19 protein-coding genes are annotated in these 15,359 nt (G+C 69.2%); 11 read left to right on the forward strand and 8 right to left on the reverse strand.

Annotation, left to right across the window (positions count from 1 at the left end; translation table 11 throughout):
• Position 1 precedes the first annotated feature (1 nt).
• The 3 genes from ACOADB_RS22100 to ACOADB_RS22110 are packed head-to-tail and all read right to left on the reverse strand — an operon-like array spanning position 2 to position 1,706.
• Positions 2 to 739, reverse strand: coding sequence for an SDR family NAD(P)-dependent oxidoreductase (locus ACOADB_RS22100; protein WP_378603662.1), 738 nt, complete (start codon positions 737 to 739; stop codon positions 2 to 4).
• Entirely contained in the window at positions 736 to 993 is a 258-nt protein-coding gene (locus tag ACOADB_RS22105; protein ID WP_378603665.1) for a hypothetical protein, read from the reverse strand. The genes ACOADB_RS22100 and ACOADB_RS22105 overlap by 4 nt, the downstream gene beginning before the upstream one ends.
• A complete protein-coding gene (locus ACOADB_RS22110; RefSeq protein WP_378603668.1) occupies positions 990 to 1,706 on the reverse strand; it encodes an acyltransferase in 717 nt (238 codons plus the stop codon). The genes ACOADB_RS22105 and ACOADB_RS22110 overlap by 4 nt, the downstream gene beginning before the upstream one ends.
• Before the next feature lie 113 nt (positions 1,707 to 1,819).
• Here ACOADB_RS22110 and ACOADB_RS22115 point away from each other — a divergent pair, with 113 nt between their 5' ends.
• Entirely contained in the window at positions 1,820 to 2,881 is a 1,062-nt protein-coding gene (locus tag ACOADB_RS22115) for a sulfotransferase family protein (protein ID WP_378603671.1), read from the forward strand.
• A gap of 64 nt (positions 2,882 to 2,945) precedes the next feature.
• Here ACOADB_RS22115 and ACOADB_RS22120 read toward each other — a convergent pair whose 3' ends face one another.
• Positions 2,946 to 3,875, reverse strand: a complete 930-nt coding sequence (locus ACOADB_RS22120; protein ID WP_378603674.1) for a hypothetical protein — start codon at positions 3,873 to 3,875, stop codon at positions 2,946 to 2,948.
• Positions 3,876 to 4,094: 219 nt separating this feature from the next.
• Here ACOADB_RS22120 and ACOADB_RS22125 point away from each other — a divergent pair, with 219 nt between their 5' ends.
• The 3 genes from ACOADB_RS22125 to ACOADB_RS22135 all read left to right on the forward strand — a co-directional run bounded on the left by ACOADB_RS22125 (position 4,095) and on the right by ACOADB_RS22135 (position 7,193).
• Complete coding sequence (locus ACOADB_RS22125) at positions 4,095 to 5,099, forward strand: hypothetical protein (RefSeq protein ID WP_378603677.1); 1,005 nt, start codon at positions 4,095 to 4,097, stop codon at positions 5,097 to 5,099.
• Positions 5,096 to 6,340, forward strand: a complete 1,245-nt coding sequence (locus tag ACOADB_RS22130) for a glycosyltransferase family 61 protein (protein WP_378603680.1) — start codon at positions 5,096 to 5,098, stop codon at positions 6,338 to 6,340. Before ACOADB_RS22125 ends, ACOADB_RS22130 begins: the two co-directional genes overlap by 4 nt.
• 85 nt (positions 6,341 to 6,425) lie before the next feature.
• On the forward strand, positions 6,426 to 7,193 hold the full coding sequence (locus ACOADB_RS22135) for a class I SAM-dependent methyltransferase (protein WP_378603683.1): 768 nt from the start codon (positions 6,426 to 6,428) through the stop codon (positions 7,191 to 7,193).
• On the opposite strand, the gene ACOADB_RS22140 is transcribed toward ACOADB_RS22135, so the two are convergent.
• Positions 7,194 to 8,603, reverse strand: a complete 1,410-nt coding sequence (locus ACOADB_RS22140; protein WP_378603686.1) for a polysaccharide biosynthesis tyrosine autokinase — start codon at positions 8,601 to 8,603, stop codon at positions 7,194 to 7,196.
• Between the two features lie 145 nt (positions 8,604 to 8,748).
• Between ACOADB_RS22140 and ACOADB_RS22145 the strand changes: the two genes are divergently transcribed.
• From ACOADB_RS22145 to ACOADB_RS22170, 6 genes are all read left to right on the forward strand, one after another.
• On the forward strand, positions 8,749 to 10,572 hold the full coding sequence (locus tag ACOADB_RS22145) for a DUF4012 domain-containing protein (RefSeq protein ID WP_378603689.1): 1,824 nt from the start codon (positions 8,749 to 8,751) through the stop codon (positions 10,570 to 10,572).
• 78 nt (positions 10,573 to 10,650) lie between these two features.
• Positions 10,651 to 10,731: a putative leader peptide gene (locus ACOADB_RS22150; protein WP_378603891.1), complete on the forward strand. Its 81-nt coding sequence runs from the start codon at positions 10,651 to 10,653 to the stop codon at positions 10,729 to 10,731.
• A 178-nt stretch (positions 10,732 to 10,909) separates the two neighbouring features.
• Positions 10,910 to 11,758, forward strand: a complete 849-nt coding sequence (locus tag ACOADB_RS22155; RefSeq protein ID WP_378603692.1) for a sulfurtransferase — start codon at positions 10,910 to 10,912, stop codon at positions 11,756 to 11,758.
• On the forward strand, positions 11,758 to 12,066 hold the full coding sequence (locus ACOADB_RS22160) for a DUF1416 domain-containing protein (protein ID WP_378603695.1): 309 nt from the start codon (positions 11,758 to 11,760) through the stop codon (positions 12,064 to 12,066). Before ACOADB_RS22155 ends, ACOADB_RS22160 begins: the two co-directional genes overlap by 1 nt.
• 64 nt (positions 12,067 to 12,130) lie before the next feature.
• Positions 12,131 to 12,616 carry a TlpA family protein disulfide reductase gene (locus tag ACOADB_RS22165; protein WP_378603698.1) on the forward strand — a complete coding sequence of 162 codons (486 nt, stop codon included), beginning with the start codon at positions 12,131 to 12,133 and terminating at the stop codon, positions 12,614 to 12,616.
• A complete protein-coding gene (locus ACOADB_RS22170) occupies positions 12,613 to 13,077 on the forward strand; it encodes a DUF4395 domain-containing protein (RefSeq protein WP_378603701.1) in 465 nt (154 codons plus the stop codon). The genes ACOADB_RS22165 and ACOADB_RS22170 overlap by 4 nt, the downstream gene beginning before the upstream one ends.
• Before the next feature lies 1 nt (position 13,078).
• Here ACOADB_RS22170 and dtd read toward each other — a convergent pair whose 3' ends face one another.
• The 3 genes from dtd to ACOADB_RS22185 are packed head-to-tail and all read right to left on the reverse strand — an operon-like array spanning position 13,079 to position 14,759.
• Positions 13,079 to 13,507: a D-aminoacyl-tRNA deacylase gene (dtd, locus tag ACOADB_RS22175; RefSeq protein ID WP_378603710.1), complete on the reverse strand. Its 429-nt coding sequence runs from the start codon at positions 13,505 to 13,507 to the stop codon at positions 13,079 to 13,081.
• Entirely contained in the window at positions 13,507 to 14,370 is an 864-nt protein-coding gene (locus ACOADB_RS22180; RefSeq protein WP_378603713.1) for an SGNH/GDSL hydrolase family protein, read from the reverse strand. Before ACOADB_RS22180 ends, dtd begins: the two co-directional genes overlap by 1 nt.
• A 26-nt stretch (positions 14,371 to 14,396) precedes the next feature.
• Positions 14,397 to 14,759, reverse strand: a complete 363-nt coding sequence (locus tag ACOADB_RS22185) for a DsrE family protein (RefSeq protein ID WP_378603717.1) — start codon at positions 14,757 to 14,759, stop codon at positions 14,397 to 14,399.
• Between the two features lie 65 nt (positions 14,760 to 14,824).
• Between ACOADB_RS22185 and ACOADB_RS22190 the strand changes: the two genes are divergently transcribed.
• Complete coding sequence (locus tag ACOADB_RS22190; protein WP_378603720.1) at positions 14,825 to 15,319, forward strand: FABP family protein; 495 nt, start codon at positions 14,825 to 14,827, stop codon at positions 15,317 to 15,319.
• The last annotated feature ends 40 nt before the right edge of the window (positions 15,320 to 15,359 follow it).

A 15,359-nucleotide genomic window follows, 5' to 3' on the forward strand; every position in this document is an offset into this window, starting at 1 on the left:
GTCAGGCGGTCAGGCCGCCGTCCACCACCAGCACCTGGCCGGTGATCCAGTCGTTGCGCGGGTCGACGAGGAAGTCGATGGCGCGCGCGATGTCCGCAGGTTCGCCGAGGCGGCCCGCGGGGGTACGACGAACGATCTGGTCGAGCTGCCCGCCATCGAGGCCATGGCTCATCTCGGTACGCAGGTAGCCGGAGGCGATGCTGTTGACCGTCACCTTGCGGCTGCCGAGCTCACGGGCCAGCGCGCGGGTGAACCCGTCGAGGGCGGCCTTGGTGGCGCCGTACACCGTGAGCCCGCGATAGCCGGTCAGGCCGACGATCGAGGAGATGTTGACGATCCGGCCGCCGCCGTGGACGAGCATGTTGCGGACCACCTGACGGGTGACGTGGATCGTCGCCTTGAGGTTGAGGTCGATGACCGTGTCCGTGTCGTCGTCCGAGAACAGCGCGAGGATGCCGTCGCGTGCGACGCCCGCGTTGTTGATCAGTACGTCGACGGAGTTCCATTCCGCCAGCACGTCCTTGACGAACTGGGTCGACTGCTCGCGGTCGGCGAGGTCGGCTTCGCGGAAGAGGAAACGGTCGGCGTACTGCGGGTCCTTCTGCCAGGCGCGCACGGCGTCGGTCTCGGAACGCGAGCAGGTGGCCACGCGGTCGCCGGCGTCGAGGAACGACTGGACGATTCCCTGGCCGAGGCCCCGGCTACCGCCGGTGACGATGACGGTGCGAGGTGCGCTCATGCGGTGGCCGCGGCCTGGTCGGCGTAGAACGCCATGACCTCGCCGACGGTCTCGGGCAGCAGGCCGGCACCGAACGGGTCGGTACCCAGCTCGTCCTCGAGGATCGCGGACAGCTCAGCGGTCTCGAGCGAGTCCAGCCCGAGCCCGTCGTCGCCGTGGAGGCGTACGTCGGGGGTGACCGCCAGGTCTCCGTGGTCCGACCGCTCCAGCAGGTCCGTGATGATCGCGACGATCCTGGTCTCAACTTCGTTCATTCCGACCTCAACTCAGATGTGGGGGGTTCCGAAGGGGCAACGACGTCCCCGGGTCGTTGGTAACGGGCGCGGTTGTAGACATGTCGGGGAATGTCGATCACCGACAGCCGTCGGGCGGGGACTCCGCCGCTGAGGTGGCCCGGCTTGACGTCCTGGCCGGTCCACGTGGTCGAGCCCGCAGCGAGCAACGCGCCCTCGCCCACGGTCGTGCCGGGCAGCATCGTGCACGAGGTCGCGATCACGGCGCGGTCGCCGATCGTGACCGGGTCGAGGATGACGCCGCCGTTGGTCGGGTCGAAGGCGTGCGAGAGCAGCGTGGACCGGATGCCGGTCACCCACGACTGGTCGCCGAGCAGCACGCCGCCGCCGCAGTCGAGGTAGTGCTGGCTGATGATGTGCGAGTCGTCGCCCATGCGCAGCGTGCGCAGGTTCTCCGTCTGGACCGCGCCCGGCTCGTAGCCGGAGTCCCCGACGACCTGGTTGAAGAGCATGATCCGGCAGCCGGCGCCCGTCTTCACCAGGCGCAGGTCGCGGAACAGGTTGAAGTGGTGGATCAGGGTTCCTTCGCCGAGCTCGAAGCGATCGACACGGCGCACCAGGCAGATGCCGACGACGGCCGTGTCCGGCACGTCGTGTCCCAGCCTGCGCAGCAGCTGGTTCTTGATCCGGCTGGGCGGCAACAGGAACACAAGGGTCGTGAGGGCCTGGCGCACGCGGTGAGACTACACAGCCCCGGCCGGGTCTGCGGGAGTGGCCCAAACCTGCGTCGTCGTGCGGCTATGGTGTGCGGCGTGTCGCCCTCTCCCCACTGTTGTGCAGACCGTCCATGACCGTTCTCGCACGCCTGACTCACGGCTACGTCTCGATGCAGTGTGACGTCTGCACGCCCCCCAATCTGACGATCAACACCCCGCAGGGCCTGCGCGCCAATGGCTGGACGGTGGCCGCGGACGCGAACGGACTCGACGCCTGCGCGAACTGCTCGGTGCGGATCCCGGCCCGCCAGCGCCAGGCGCGCGGGGACGCGGTTGCCGTCGATCCCGATCCCGACCGGCTGCCCAACCTCGTGGTCATCGGGGCGATGAAGGCCGGCACCACCAGCGTGCACAACTACCTGGACGTCCATCCGGAGATCTCGGTGTCCGTGGACAAGGAGATGCGGTTCTTCACCGACCCGGATCACCGTTCCTGGATCGGTGCCTACCAGGACCAGTTCCAGACCGGCACCCGCTACCGGGCCGAGTCCACCCCGTTCTACACGAAGGCGGCCTGCTTCCCCGGCGTGGTCGACCGGATGGCCGACCTCATCCCGGAAGCACGGCTGATCTACCTGGTGCGGGACCCGATCGAGCGGCTGGTGGCGGAGTACGTCGAACAGCTGCAGTGGCGCGCCACCACCCGGACGCTGGAGGAGGAGCTCGCCGACCCCGAGGACCGGACCAACGGGCTGATCGACTCGAGCCGCTACGCCACGCAGCTCGAGGACTACCTGCGCCGCTTCGACCGCGACAGGATCCTCGTGCTGGACCTCGCCGATCTCGCCAGTGACGTGGTCGGCACGATGGGCCGGATCTTCGACTTCCTCGAGCTGGAGCGCCCCGAAGCGAGCGCTGAGGACTTCGTCCGGTTCAACGTGCGCGAGGACCGGCGCGCGCTGCCCGACTGGCTCCTGAAGATCCGTCGCGGACCACTGGGACGGGCCGCCCAGTGGATGCCCGCGGGACCGCGCGGCGCGATCAGCCACCTTGCCTGGAAGCGGACCGGCGCCCGCCTCGAGGTCCCGATGCTCGACCCCGGCCTGCGCGCCTCGCTCGAGGCCGCGCTCAAGCCCGAGGCCGACCGGTTCCGCCAGCTGACCGGCCAGTCCTTCGCCACCTGGTCGATCTAGGAACGCAGATGCCCCGTCAGGTCGAACCTGACGGGGCATCAGCACTGGCCGGGACCAGCCGGAATCAGCTGGGCTGCTTGACCTTGCGGAACAGGTAGAAGCGGTCGTGCAGGTCGATGAGCTCACGGAGCTCGTCGGACTGGTGGATCGGCCGGTCGTCGACCAGCTCGTAACCACGGTCGAGCACGTCCTGGCGGAACGGCTTCATGCTGCCGTCCGCCTCGGTGCTGCGCAGCTCGTCGGGCGTGTTCGGAACGATGAGCAGCCACTCGATGTCGCGCTCGGCGATCCGGTCCAGCCACCACTGGATCGCAACGTGCGAGCACTCCGAGAAGCTGTGGATGTTGACGGCGACGTCGTACCGCTCGTTGAGCTTCTCGTGCTGGTCCAGCGGAACGACGCGGACCGACGGCGGGAGGGCCCGGAACCCGGTGTAGTACTCGCACAGGAACGTCGACGTCGCGACGCCGTCGATGCAGTCGTAGGCCTCGAGGTTCGGGAGCGCGGTGGACATCCGGTGCGCGAGACGGCCGTAGCCGGCGCCGATGTCGAGCACGCGCAGGCCCTTGATGGAGGCCAGCCCCATCTGGTCGTTGAGGTAGTTGATCTCGTTGATGCTGTCGAGGAGGTCGCGGCTGACCGAGGGCCGGTCGCCGAACTCGAACGTGAACGCACCGAACAGGCCGTCCTCGGAGACCTTGTCGAACAGGCCGAGGGAGTCGCGCTCCAGGACGTCGAGCATCGCGAGGTACATCCGGATCCGGACGGCGTTCCCGAGCTGCCGGAACTGCCACACGTAGGCGTTGTCGCCACGGAACCAGGCCAGCGAGAGGTTCTTGTTGAGGAACGAGCGGCGCCACTGCGTGTGGACCGCTGCCGCGACGTCGAGGCTGTCGTACGTCGCCTGCAGCTCGACGAGTCGCGGATTGTCCTGGCGCAGGGCCTCTTCGCTGCCTGCGGGGAGGCTGACCGCGTCGTTGTGACTGACAGCCACGGCCCTCCGACCGTCTTCGTCGATCCGACTGACCATGAAACCTGCGCGCGCGGCGCTCGACTTGGCGTGACGGCGGAGCCAGGCACGGGCAAGTGTGGGGGAAATCGGGGGCACGAGGCGAAACTGTAACTGGACCCGGCCACGAACATGAGCGGGATCTGGTGGAATGTCGTCGTCCGATGGCCCCCCGCACGGATCACGCCCAATTCGAGGACCCGCTTGTTCACCACTCCCGTGGCACTGATCGCCTTCAATCGGCCAGAGCTGACAGCACGAACGCTGGCCGTGATCAGGTCGGCCCGACCCGCCGAGCTCTATCTCATCGTCGACGGTCCCAGGACGTCCCGACCCGATGACGCGGCGAAGTGCGCCGCGACGCGCGCGGTGCTGGACGACATCGACTGGCCCTGCGAGGTCCACCGTCGGTACGCCGACCAGAACCTCGGCCTCGAAGCGAATGTCGAGCTCGGCCTGGACTGGCTGTTCTCCCAGGTCGAGAGCGCGATCGTGCTGGAGGACGACTGCGAGGCGACGCCGTCGTTCTTCCGCTACGCCGCGGAACTGCTCGACCGGTATCGCGACGATCCGCGCGTGTGGCAGGTCTCCGGCAGCGGGCTCGGCGTTCCGGCCCGGCTCTTCGACGGTGACAGCTACGCGTTCACGGCGTGGGCGAGTGTGTGGGGTTGGGCGACGTGGGCCGATCGCTGGCAGCGGCACCGCACGTTGTTCCCGCGGGACCACGTCGACGATGACCTGCCCGTGCGCACCGTGCCGTGGGTCCCGCAACCGGGGATGCTGGTCACCCGGTCGGGGCAGCACCACTTCGCTGATGCGGTCGCCTCGACCGACACCATCGCCCACGGCTGGGACAAGCACTGGTGGATCACCATGATCAGCCTGGGCGGGTTCGCGCTCTCCCCGGCCGTCAACATGGTGGAGAACGTCGGTTGGGGCGAGGACGCCACCCATGGCGTCGCGGAGGGCCGCCGCGACCACGCCGCCGAGGAGGTCCGGTTCCCGCTGAAGCACCCCACCTCGGTTGCGCTCAACGTGGAGGTCGAGCGTGAGCTCGAGATGGCGCTCAGCCGCGTCGGTGGGCGTGGAGCGATGCTGGCCCGTCGGCTGGTGAGGTCGCCACGGGTGCGCCACGTCGGCCGGTCCGTGATCAACAGCCGGGCGGCGATTGCCACGCAACGCTTCGTCAGCAGGTTGGGATCCCGGTGAGCCTTCCCTCCGTGCTGCGGCCCTGGTGGCCGTTCTTCAAGCGCCTGCACCGGGCGCTCACCCGTCTGTTCGGACATCTCTTCCGGGCGGTGTCCCGGCTGCTGGGCAGTCGGGGAGTGCCGCTGAGGGCCACCGAGCGCTCGGTGGACACCGCGGCGGGGGAGCCGGGCATCGTCGTGCACCCGGGTCGACCGGAGGTGCCGCTGGTTCGCTCGGCAACCGTGGGCCGGCCGGCAGCGCACTGGCTGTTCGAAGCGGTCCGCGAAGCCACCGTGCCGAGCCCCACCGTGCCGGCCGTGACCGTGCCGGCGACGTTCACCCTCGAGGTCGCCGGCGGCCGGTTGACCGGTGACTACGGGGCAACCACCACCCCGGGCAAGGTCCTCGACCACGAGACGAGCACGTACTTCGGGGTGTTCGACTGGCGCGAGCACCCGATCTTCCTGCGTCCCACGCTCGGCCCGGTCGAACACGTCGACGGCACGGTCCTGAGCCTGACCACCCGCGGCACGAGCGAGAACTACTACCACTTCCTCTACGACGCGATCGCCCGCCTGAGCGTCCTCGAGGACAGCCTGCCCGGCGAGAAGTACGACGCCGTGGTCGTGTCCCACAAGGCCCGCTACCAGCGCCAGCTGCTGGAGCTCGCCGGCGTCGAGGGGCGACTGATCCAGCCGGAGCGCGGCCGGACGGTCTCGGCCGACCGGCTGCTGGTGCCGAGCAACCCGAACTGGGCTCTGCAGGCACCCCCGGCCTCCGTCGCGTGGCTGCGCGACCGGCTGCGGCCCACCGCCGGTGCCGGTGGCCCGGACGCGCCGCGACGCCTCTACATCACCCGGGGTACGACGCCGCGCACCCGTCGCTACGTCCAGGAAGCCGAGCTGTGGCCCGAGCTCGAGCGCCGTGGCTTCACGATGATCGACCCGGGCACCTTCAGCGTGCAGGAACAGATCGACCTGTTCCACGGGGCCGAGGTCATCCTGGCCCCGCACGGTGCGGGCCTGAGCAACGTCACCTTCTCGCCGGCCGGCGTGAAGGTGCTCGAGATGTTCCCCGGCACCTATGTCCACCTGGGCCTGTGGGCGATCTGCCAGGCCATCGATGCCGACTACCGCTACCTCGTGGCCGACGGCGGGAACGGCCAGAACGGGCCCAACGCCGGCAATCTGGACGATGTGTCGATTCCACCGGCGCGGGTGCTCGACGCACTCGACGCCCTGATCGCCGGTGAACCCCGATGAGCCCTCGGGTCTCGCACCGGCACCCCCTATCCTCGACCCCCTATCGGCGTACTCCTGGTGCGCCGCGAGAAGTGAAGGCAACGAGATGACTGCACCGGATGACGCGTTCCGGCCCGGCCCGACCCTGAGCCGGCTGTACCCCGAGGTCCGGGCGGGCGGCTACACCCGTCACGACGGGTTCATCGAGTTCTACACCCGCGTCAACGCGCTGCTCGAGCCCGACAGCCGGGTCCTCGACTTCGGCGCGGGCCGGGGCCTGTGGGCCACCGAGCCCCTCCCGGCCCTGCACAAGCGGCTGCGGGCCTTCCACGAGCGGGTGGGCGAGGTCTACGGCGTGGACGTCGACCCGGTCGTGCTCGAGAACAAGACGCTGGCCGGTGCCCACGTGATCACACCGGGCGAGAAGCTGTCATTCGAGGACGAGTCCTTCGACGTCGTCATCGCTGACCACGTGCTGGAGCACGTGGCCGAGGAGGACGCCGGGCAGGTCGCCAGCGAGCTGCTCCGTGTCCTCAAGCCCGGCGGATGGTTCGCTGCCCGGACCCCGAACAAGTGGGGAATGATCGGGATCGGCGCCCGCGCGGTGCCGAACGACCTGCACACGAAGGTGTTGCGGAAGCTCCAGCCCGAGCGCAAGGCAGAGGACGTCTTCCCGGTCCGTTACAGCATGAACACCCGCAAGCACCTCAAGCGGCTGTTCCCGGAGCCGAACGAGCTGGTCGTCTACGGACACGCCTCGGAGCCGACGTACTTCGGCCACGCAGCGCCGGCCTGGCGGATGGCCCAGTTCGTGGACCGGTTGACCCCGCCGCGGCTGGCGCCGACGCTGATGATCTTCGTCAAGAAGGCCTGATCAGGCCTTCCGGCGTCCGCTCAACGAGGACGACGACTTGCCGGTCGCCTGGCGTCCAGCCGGGCTGGACTCCTCGTAGTAGTAGTAGTAATACGAGCCGACGGCACGCTTGGCGACCATGTTGACCACGACGCCGTAGAGGCGGCCGCCGACCTGGCCGAGGCGGTTGATCGCCTCGTTGACCTGGTCCTTGGTCGTCCGGCCGTGGCGGACCACGACGATGACGCCGTCGGCCAGCTTGGCGAGCACCGAGGCATCGGCGACCGGCAGCAGCGGCGGGGCGTCGATGATGACCATGTCGTACGACGACCGCAGGCGCTTGATCAGGTCCTGGGTGATCTTCGACTGCAGGATCTCGGTCGGGTTCGGCGGCTTGGCGCCACTGGCGAGCACGTGCAGGCCGCTCGCCTCGTGGACCTGGATGGCGTCGTGGATCTCGGTCTTGCCGACCAGTGCGGTCGTCAGGCCGATGGCCGGGTCGAGGCCGAGCGTGCTGGCCACCCGCGGCCGGCGGAGGTCGGCGTCGATGATCAGCGTGTTGCGACCGGTCTGGGCCAGCGCGACGGCGAGGTTCGTCGACGTCATCGTCTTGCCCTCACCGGGCACGGCGCTGGTGATCACGATGCACCGCGGCTGGTGGTCGAGGTCGATGAACTGCAGGTTGGTCCGCAGGAGGCGGAAGGCCTCCGTGCGGGCTGCGAAGCCACCGAGGTCGGTCAGCAGCGGCGCCGACTTGATGTCGCCGTCGAAGCCGATGCTGGCCAGGACGGGCGACTCGGTCAGCTCGGCGACGTCGTCCGCAGTGCGGATCGTGCGGTCGAGCAGGTCGCGGGCGACAGCGAGCGCCACACCGACCAGCAGGCCGATCAGACCCGCGACGACCAGGTTCAGCAGCACGTCGGGGCTCACCTGCGAGCGGTTGAGCGTGGCCTCGTCGGTGACCCGCACCCTGATCTGGGATGCGCTGCCCTCGGTGGGCGCCTCGAGGTCCTCGACGTACTTGGTGAACTCGTTGGTCACGACCTCGGCGATCAGCTGCGCCCGCTGGGGATCGGTGTCCTTCACGCGGAGCTCGATCAGCGAGGTCGACTCGACGACCTCGGCCTTGATCCGGGACGCGAGCTGCTCCGACGTCAGGTCGAGTCCCAGCTGGTCGATGACCCGGGACGCGAGCTCGGTGCTGCTGGCGAGGTCGGCGTACGCGCTGGCGCGGCCCGAGGCGAACAGCGACGCGGCGTAGGCGTCGGTGGTGTCCCGGACGTCGACCGTCAGGAAGACCTGGGCGCGCGACTCGTAGGCGGGCGTGCGGGTGAAGGTGATGGCCGAACTCGCAGCGAGTGCCACGAGTACCAGTGCTGCGACGCTTATCCAGCGACGTCGCAACACCATCAGAAACTGCTTGAAGTCCAAGACCCCGTCCTTGCTATGACGATGCACGCTGTCAACAACGTCGTGATCCTACGTGGACGACCTCCGCGGCCCGTTAGGCTGGCCGAGGGTCGGTCGGTCGTGCGACATGCAAGAGGGGTTCAACTGATGGCGGATGGGCGGTCCGATGTCGCCTGAGGTGCGCCGTCGTCGTGGTACCCGCCTGCAACGGTTCGGCCGGAAGCTGCGTCGTCTGCTCCGGCGCAGGTCCACCCTCGTCCTCCTCGGTGTCCTCGCCCTGGGGCTGGTCTGGAGCGTGTGGGTGGCGGTGTCCGCAGCCCGGCACCTCCAGGAGGTCGACCGCCAGGCACAGATCCTGCGCGCAGCGCTCGTCCGCGGCGACGCCGACGGTGTCCAGCGGGCGACCGAGCGCTACCAGGAAGCGGCCGACACCGCCGCCTCGCGGACGTCCGGGTTCACCTGGATGCTGTTCGAGGCAGTCCCGCTGCTCGGCGACGATGCCGAGGGCATCGCCACCGCCGCCCGGGTGCTCGCCGACATCGGGCACGACGGCCTTCCTCCGGTCGCCGAGGCCGCAGAGCTGGTGCAGGCCGAGTCCTTCCAGCCGGTCAACGGTGTCTTCCCCATCGACCAGATCGAGGGGATGGTCGGACCGGCCCGGCAGAGCGAGGCTGCGTTCGATGACGCGGCGAGCGCCCTCGAGAGGATCGACTCCAGCCACTTCGTCGGTCCCGTCCGGGAGCGGTACGACGAGCTCCGGAGCCTGGTCACCGATGCGCGCACGACCCTTGGGTCGACGTACCGCGCAGCGAAGATCATTCCGCGGATGATGGGGACCGACCGCCCGCGCTTCTACCTGATGGTCCTGCAGAACAACGCCGAGCTGCGCAGTGGCGGCGGTCTTCCCGGTGCCCTGTCGCTGGTCCGGATGAAGGACGGCAAGGTCGACATCGTCGAGCAGGCCGACATGGCGGACCTGGGCCGCAACCCCGCACCGGTGGTGAAGCTGACCCCGGAGGAGCGCCGTATCTTCGGCCTGACGCTGGCCAACGGTCCGGTGAACGCCACCCTGACGCCGGACTTCGTCCGGTCGGCCGGCATCATCCGGGCGCGGTGGGAGCGCGAGGTCGGTGGCCGCCTCGACGGCATGTTCTTCCTCGACCCGGTGGCGGTGTCCTATCTCCTGCGCGGCACCGGCCCGGTTGCTGTGCCCGGCTACCCACCCGTGGCCGCCAGGAACGTCGTCGGGGCGGTGGAGAACGAGGTCTACCGGCTCACCAACGACCGCGAGGTCCACAGCGACTACCAGCAGGCCGTCTCCGAGGCCGTCTTCGATGCGTTGACCGCCGGTCGAGGCGACACGACGGAGTCGATCCGCGGGCTGGTCGCAGGGGTGATGGAGGGCCGGATCCGGATGCACAGCTTCGAGCCCGAGAGCCAGGCCGAGATCGACGGCACCACGATCGCGGGCGAGTTCTCCGACGAGGCAGGGGACCAGCCCCAGGTCGGCGTCTACATCAACGACGGCGGGCCGACGAAGATGCAGTACTACCTCAAGTACGACGCCGAAGTGGTCCCGCGTTCGTGCATCGGCGGGCGTCAGGACCTGGCCGGCTCCATCAACTTCCACAGCGACACGCCCGTCAACGCGGAGGACTTGCCGGCCGCGATCACGGGACAGGGGTTCCCCGGCCAGCGGGTCGAGCCGGGCCACCAGTTGCTCGTGGTCTACGTGACGTCTCCGGTTGGCGGGACGATCACCTCGTTGTCGATCGACGGGCAGCGGGTGGTGAACCCGGTCATCGAGGACCTCGCCGGCAGGTCGCTCGCGCGGATCGGCGTGCAGCTGGAGCCGCAGGGCCGCCACCGTGTCGACTTCGTGATGCGCAGCGGCCCCGGTCAGGAGGGAGATGTCGACCTCGCTGTCACCCCCGGCGCCTTCGTCGGCAGCTCCAACGGGACCGTCAACTCCGCCTGCCGGATTCGTTGAGTCTCAACAATTGGACACTCGTCTCGTAATGCGAGACCGAGGTGTGGTGCGTCGAGGAAAGCGCATACGCTCCTCTCCATGTCGACAATCCTGCTGCTGACCAAGCGGCGCGCGGTGGACAACTGCCGCGTCAGCTCGGCACTCTGTCGACCCTGCTGACGGGGCCCTTCCCAGCCTGAGCGTTCAGGGCCAAGCCGTTCTGCCTTTCCTGGCACGGGCTTGGCGCCGCCGTACTCACGCAGCCCCGGCGTGTCCTCCAAGGGCCCCGCCTCCCCGGCATGCCGCCGGACCCAGACGCATGTCCGCCTTACATCGCAACCACCCAGAAGGAATCACCATGAGCCGCGAGAACTCGCTCGTCTCCACCCAGTGGGTTGAGGACAACCTCAACACCCCGAACGTCGTTCTCATCGAGGTCGACGAGGACACCACCGCCTACGACAAGGGCCACATCGCCGGCGCGATCAAGCTCGACTGGACCACCGACCTCCAGGACCAGGTCCGTCGCGACTTCGTCAACAAGGAGCAGTTCGAGGCCCTGCTGTCGGCCCGCGGCGTCTCCAACGACGACACCGTGATCCTGTACGGCGGCAACAACAACTGGTTCGCTGCCTACGCCTACTGGTACTTCACGCTCTACGGCCACAACGACGTCAAGCTCATGGACGGTGGCCGCAAGAAGTGGGAGCTGGACAGCCGCGAGCTGACCGACGAGCTGCCCACCCGCGCCGCGACCACCTACGTCGCCCAGGAGCAGAACACCGCGATCCGCGCCTTCCGTGACGAGGTCGTGGCCGCGATCGGCGTGCAGAACCTCGTCGACGTCCGCAGCCCCGACGAGTACGCCGGCCGCCTCCTCGCCCCGGCCCACCTCCCGCAGGAGCAGTCGCAGCGCGCCGGCCACGTCCCCACCTCGGTGAACGTGCCCTGGAGCAAGAACGCGAACGACGACGGCACCTTCAAGTCCGAAGCGGACCTGCAGGAGCTGTACGCCGAGGTCGGCTTCGACGAGTCGCTCGACACCATCGCCCTGTGCCGCATCGGTGAGCGTTCCTCGCTCACCTGGTTCGTGCTGCAGGAGCTGCTCGGCAAGAAGAACGTCAAGAACTACGACGGCTCGTGGACCGAGTACGGCTCCCTCGTCGGTGTTCCGATCGCTCTCGGTGACGAGCCGGGTGTCGCCTGATGTGCGGCGCGGTCATCGGCGGCCTGTCCCTCGAGGGCGTCAACGTCACCAAGGAAGCTGTCATCCAGGGCCAGGTCCTGCGGGGCACGGGCGACGAGGCCACGCCGGTCTCCGGTGCCTACGTCCGTCTGCTCGACAAGAGCGGCGAGTTCACCGCTGAGGTCCCGACCTCCGCGACGGGCCACTTCCGCTTCTTCGCCGGCGACGGCGAGTGGACCCTGCGCACCCTGGCTCCGAAGGCCGACCCGGTCGACCGGGTCGTCCAGGCGGCGACCGGTTCGGTCGCCGAGGTCCAGATCAACATCTGATCCCCATGACGAACCGACGGCGGCTTCCGGAATCCGGGAGCCGCCGTCGGCGTTGGAGCCTCTTGTGAACCCCGGTCTGCTGATCCTCGTGCTCGCCGTCCTCGTGGCGGTGGCCTTCGGCCTGCACCGGCGCCGGGTCGACGGCCGCTTCGGCCCGGTCGACGAGGCAGGAACGTCACCGCTGGTCGAGGAGGTTGCCCTGCAACCGTCTCGAGACGACGCCACGGCGTGGTCCTCCGTCGCCGCCGCGCTGCCCTCCGCCGAACTGGGGGAGCAGGCCACCCTCGTGCAGTTCTCCAGTGCGTTCTGCGCTCCCTGCCGCACCACCCGCGTCGTGCTCGCCGACGTCGCGGACCGGTACGACGGCGTGGCCCACCTGGAGATCGACGCCGAGGAACATCTCTCGCTCGTCCGGGCCCTCGACATCCGTCGTACGCCGACCACCCTGATCCTCGACGCTGACGGCAACGAACTCACCCGAGCCGCCGGCGCACCCCGCCGCGAGCAGGTGCTCGCCGCCCTTCCAGCCAGCTCCCGGGAGACCTCATGACCAGCACCGAGACCCGAACGACTGTCCGGGGCATCGACCCGCGCGGCCCGCGGTTCACCGCGTCGGTCACCCTCGTCATCTTCGCCGTGGCACTGCTGCTCTCGGAGTCTGCGCCCGGTGTCGCCGCGATCATCACGGGCGTCCAGGCCGTGTTCTTCGCCATCGGTGCCGGACTCGGCGTGCAGAGGACGCCGACCGGGCTGTTCTTCCGGAGCGTGATCCGGCCGCGGCTCTCGTTGCCGACCGAGCTCGAGGACCCGACTCCGCCGCGTTTCGCCCAGGCCGTCGGCCTGGTGTTCGCGGTCGGTGCGACGGTCGGGTTCGCAACCGGCGCCGTGCTGCTCGGTCAGGTCTTCGCCGGGTTCGCCGTGATCGCCGCGTTCCTCAACGCGGTCTTCGCGTTCTGCCTCGGCTGCGAGATGTACCTGCTCGGCCTGCGCCTGACCCGTCGTACAGCCTGATTCAGGGCGTCTCGAGGACGACGGTGAAGGGCCCGTCGTTCACGGACGACACCTCCATGTGGGCGCCGAACACACCCCGCTCGACGTGCGTGCCCGCGGCTTCGAGCGCTGCGCACACCGCCTCGTACAGCGGCTCGCTGACGGCGCCCGGCGCTGCGGCGATCCAGGTGGGTCGGCGGCCCTTGCGGGCGTCGCCGTACAGGGTGAACTGCGAGACCACCAGGACGGGGGCGCCGACCTCGCTGATCGACTTCTCGTCGTCGAGGATGCGGAGATCGCCGATCTTGCGGGCCATCCACGCAACTTCGGCCGGCCCGTCGCCATGCGTGACCCCGAGGTAGACGAGCAGGCCGGGTACGTCGATCGCACCGACCACCGCGCCGTCGACGACGACCGAGGCGGAGGAGACCCGCTGCAGGACGGCGCGCATCAGCTCAGTGCGTCGGTCACCAGGCGGGCGATGAGCTCCTGCTCAGGGGCGTAGGGGTGGTAGGCGAGCCCCTTGCCGTCCACCTTCGGGCCCGCGATCCAGGGTTCCTCGCCGCAGATGTCGTGGCCCTCGGTCGCAGCGAACACGTCGACGTAGTCGACGTCGGTCTCCTTCGCGGCCGACGACAGCGCAGCGTTCAGGCCGATGTTGAAGGAGCGGGCGAAGGCGATGTCGCCGCTCGCGAACGGGAGGTCCTCGCACCCCTTGGTGGCAGGGAAGATCTGCGGGTAGCCGACGACGAGGATCTGCGCGTCGGGTGCCCGTTGCTTCAGGGCGTCGATGACCCCGACGAGGTGGTCCTCCACCTCGCCCAGGCGGCTCTCGACGCGGTTCGCCCCGGTGAGCGCGTCGAGATCGGTGCAGGGCTGTCCGTCGGGGTCCTGGCGGGCGAGGTTCGGACAGCCCACCACGATCCGGCCGATCAGGTTGAAGTCGTTGGCGCCGATCCCCACGGTGATGACGTCGGTGTCGTCGTCGACGGTGCTGATCTGCGGCTCGAGGTTGCCCACGCCGTTCGTCTGGCTCCCCTCGACCGCGTCCGAGGTCGCGCCCGAGCAGCTCGCGTCGCTCAGGTTGAGCTCGAGCTTCGCCGCGACCAGGCGGGGGTAGTTGTTCGCCGACCGCAGACAGCCGTCGTCGACGTCGGTGCTGCCGATGCCGGGCGCAGCCGTGTAGGAGTCGCCGATGGCGACGTACTTCCGCACCGGGTCGTCGAGGTCGTCGTTGCCTTCGTCGGGGCCGCAGGCCGAGAGGCTGGCTCCGGCGAGACCGAGAGCCAGCACGAGAGCAGGGAGACGCGCCACGCGCGAAGCATAGGCGGGCACGTCGATCAGTAGACCAGCGCCTGTGCGCCGTCCCGGATCGCTTCCTCGACGAAGACCGGGGCCCCGGCGATCCGGACGCCCTCGACCAGGTCCTCGACGCCGAGCGACCGGCGTGCGGCGCACTGCGCGCACACCGTGACGGTGCCGGTGGCGAGCACGGCGTCGAGCAGGTCGGCGATCGGGGTGGCGAGCGGCAGGTCGAGCTCGGCGGCGCGGCCCGGCACCGCCAGCCACGCGGCCTCGCCGGTCAGCCACAGCGACACGGGGACCCCGGACGCGGCCGCGGTCGCCGCAACCGTGAAGCCCTGGTTGCACCGTTCGGGCTCATCTACGCCACAGGTGACCTTCACAACCAGCTCGCGTGCCATGGGGACCAGCCTAGAGACCTTCCCGTCCGTTCAGGGCCCCGAGCCCGCGCACCTAGACTGACGCCGTGGCCTTCGAACTTCCCGAGAACCTGCACCCCAACTGTGGTCCCATCGCGTGGATGCTCGGCACCTGGCGCGGCAACGGCCACGGCGACTACCCGACGATCGAGAAGTTCGAGTTCGGCCAGGAACTGATCTTCACCCACGACGGCCGCCCGTTCTTCCACTACATGGCGCGCGCCTGGATCATCGACGAGGCAGGGGAGAAGGTGCGCGATGCGGCCATCGAGACCGGCTTCATCCGCGCGGTCGGCGACGGCAAGTTCGAGGTTCTGCTGACCCACAACACGGGGATCGCGGAGATCTGGACGGCCGAGGCGAGCAACGGCAAGTTCGAGATGGTCACCGACGCCGTGGCCCGCACCGAGACCGCGAAGGAGTACTCCGCCGGTCGGCGCCTCTACGGCAACGTCGAAGGCGACCTGCTCTACGCGTTCGACATGGCCGCGATGGGCCAGGCCCTGCAGCCCCACCTCTGGGCGAGGCTCCAGCGTGCCTGATCAGCCACCGAGGGTCGAGGACGCCACGAAGCAGGCCACG

It is taken from the genome of Nocardioides sp. CPCC 206348, from assembly GCF_048654705.1.
Classification (GTDB): Bacteria; Actinomycetota; Actinomycetes; order Propionibacteriales; family Nocardioidaceae; genus Nocardioides.

Coding starts and splice junctions, on each gene's coding strand:
- ACOADB_RS22100 (WP_378603662.1), bottom strand. CDS start 739: ATGAGCGCACCTCGCACCGTCATCGTCACCGGCGGTAGCCGGGGCCTC.
- ACOADB_RS22105 (WP_378603665.1), bottom strand. CDS start 993: ATGAACGAAGTTGAGACCAGGATCGTCGCGATCATCACGGACCTGCTG.
- ACOADB_RS22115 (WP_378603671.1), top strand. CDS start 1,820: ATGACCGTTCTCGCACGCCTGACTCACGGCTACGTCTCGATGCAGTGT.
- ACOADB_RS22135 (WP_378603683.1), top strand. CDS start 6,426: ATGACTGCACCGGATGACGCGTTCCGGCCCGGCCCGACCCTGAGCCGG.
- ACOADB_RS22145 (WP_378603689.1), top strand. CDS start 8,749: ATGTCGCCTGAGGTGCGCCGTCGTCGTGGTACCCGCCTGCAACGGTTC.
- ACOADB_RS22150 (WP_378603891.1), top strand. CDS start 10,651: ATGTCGACAATCCTGCTGCTGACCAAGCGGCGCGCGGTGGACAACTGC.
- ACOADB_RS22155 (WP_378603692.1), top strand. CDS start 10,910: ATGAGCCGCGAGAACTCGCTCGTCTCCACCCAGTGGGTTGAGGACAAC.
- ACOADB_RS22160 (WP_378603695.1), top strand. CDS start 11,758: ATGTGCGGCGCGGTCATCGGCGGCCTGTCCCTCGAGGGCGTCAACGTC.
- ACOADB_RS22170 (WP_378603701.1), top strand. CDS start 12,613: ATGACCAGCACCGAGACCCGAACGACTGTCCGGGGCATCGACCCGCGC.
- dtd (WP_378603710.1), bottom strand. CDS start 13,507: ATGCGCGCCGTCCTGCAGCGGGTCTCCTCCGCCTCGGTCGTCGTCGAC.
- ACOADB_RS22185 (WP_378603717.1), bottom strand. CDS start 14,759: ATGGCACGCGAGCTGGTTGTGAAGGTCACCTGTGGCGTAGATGAGCCC.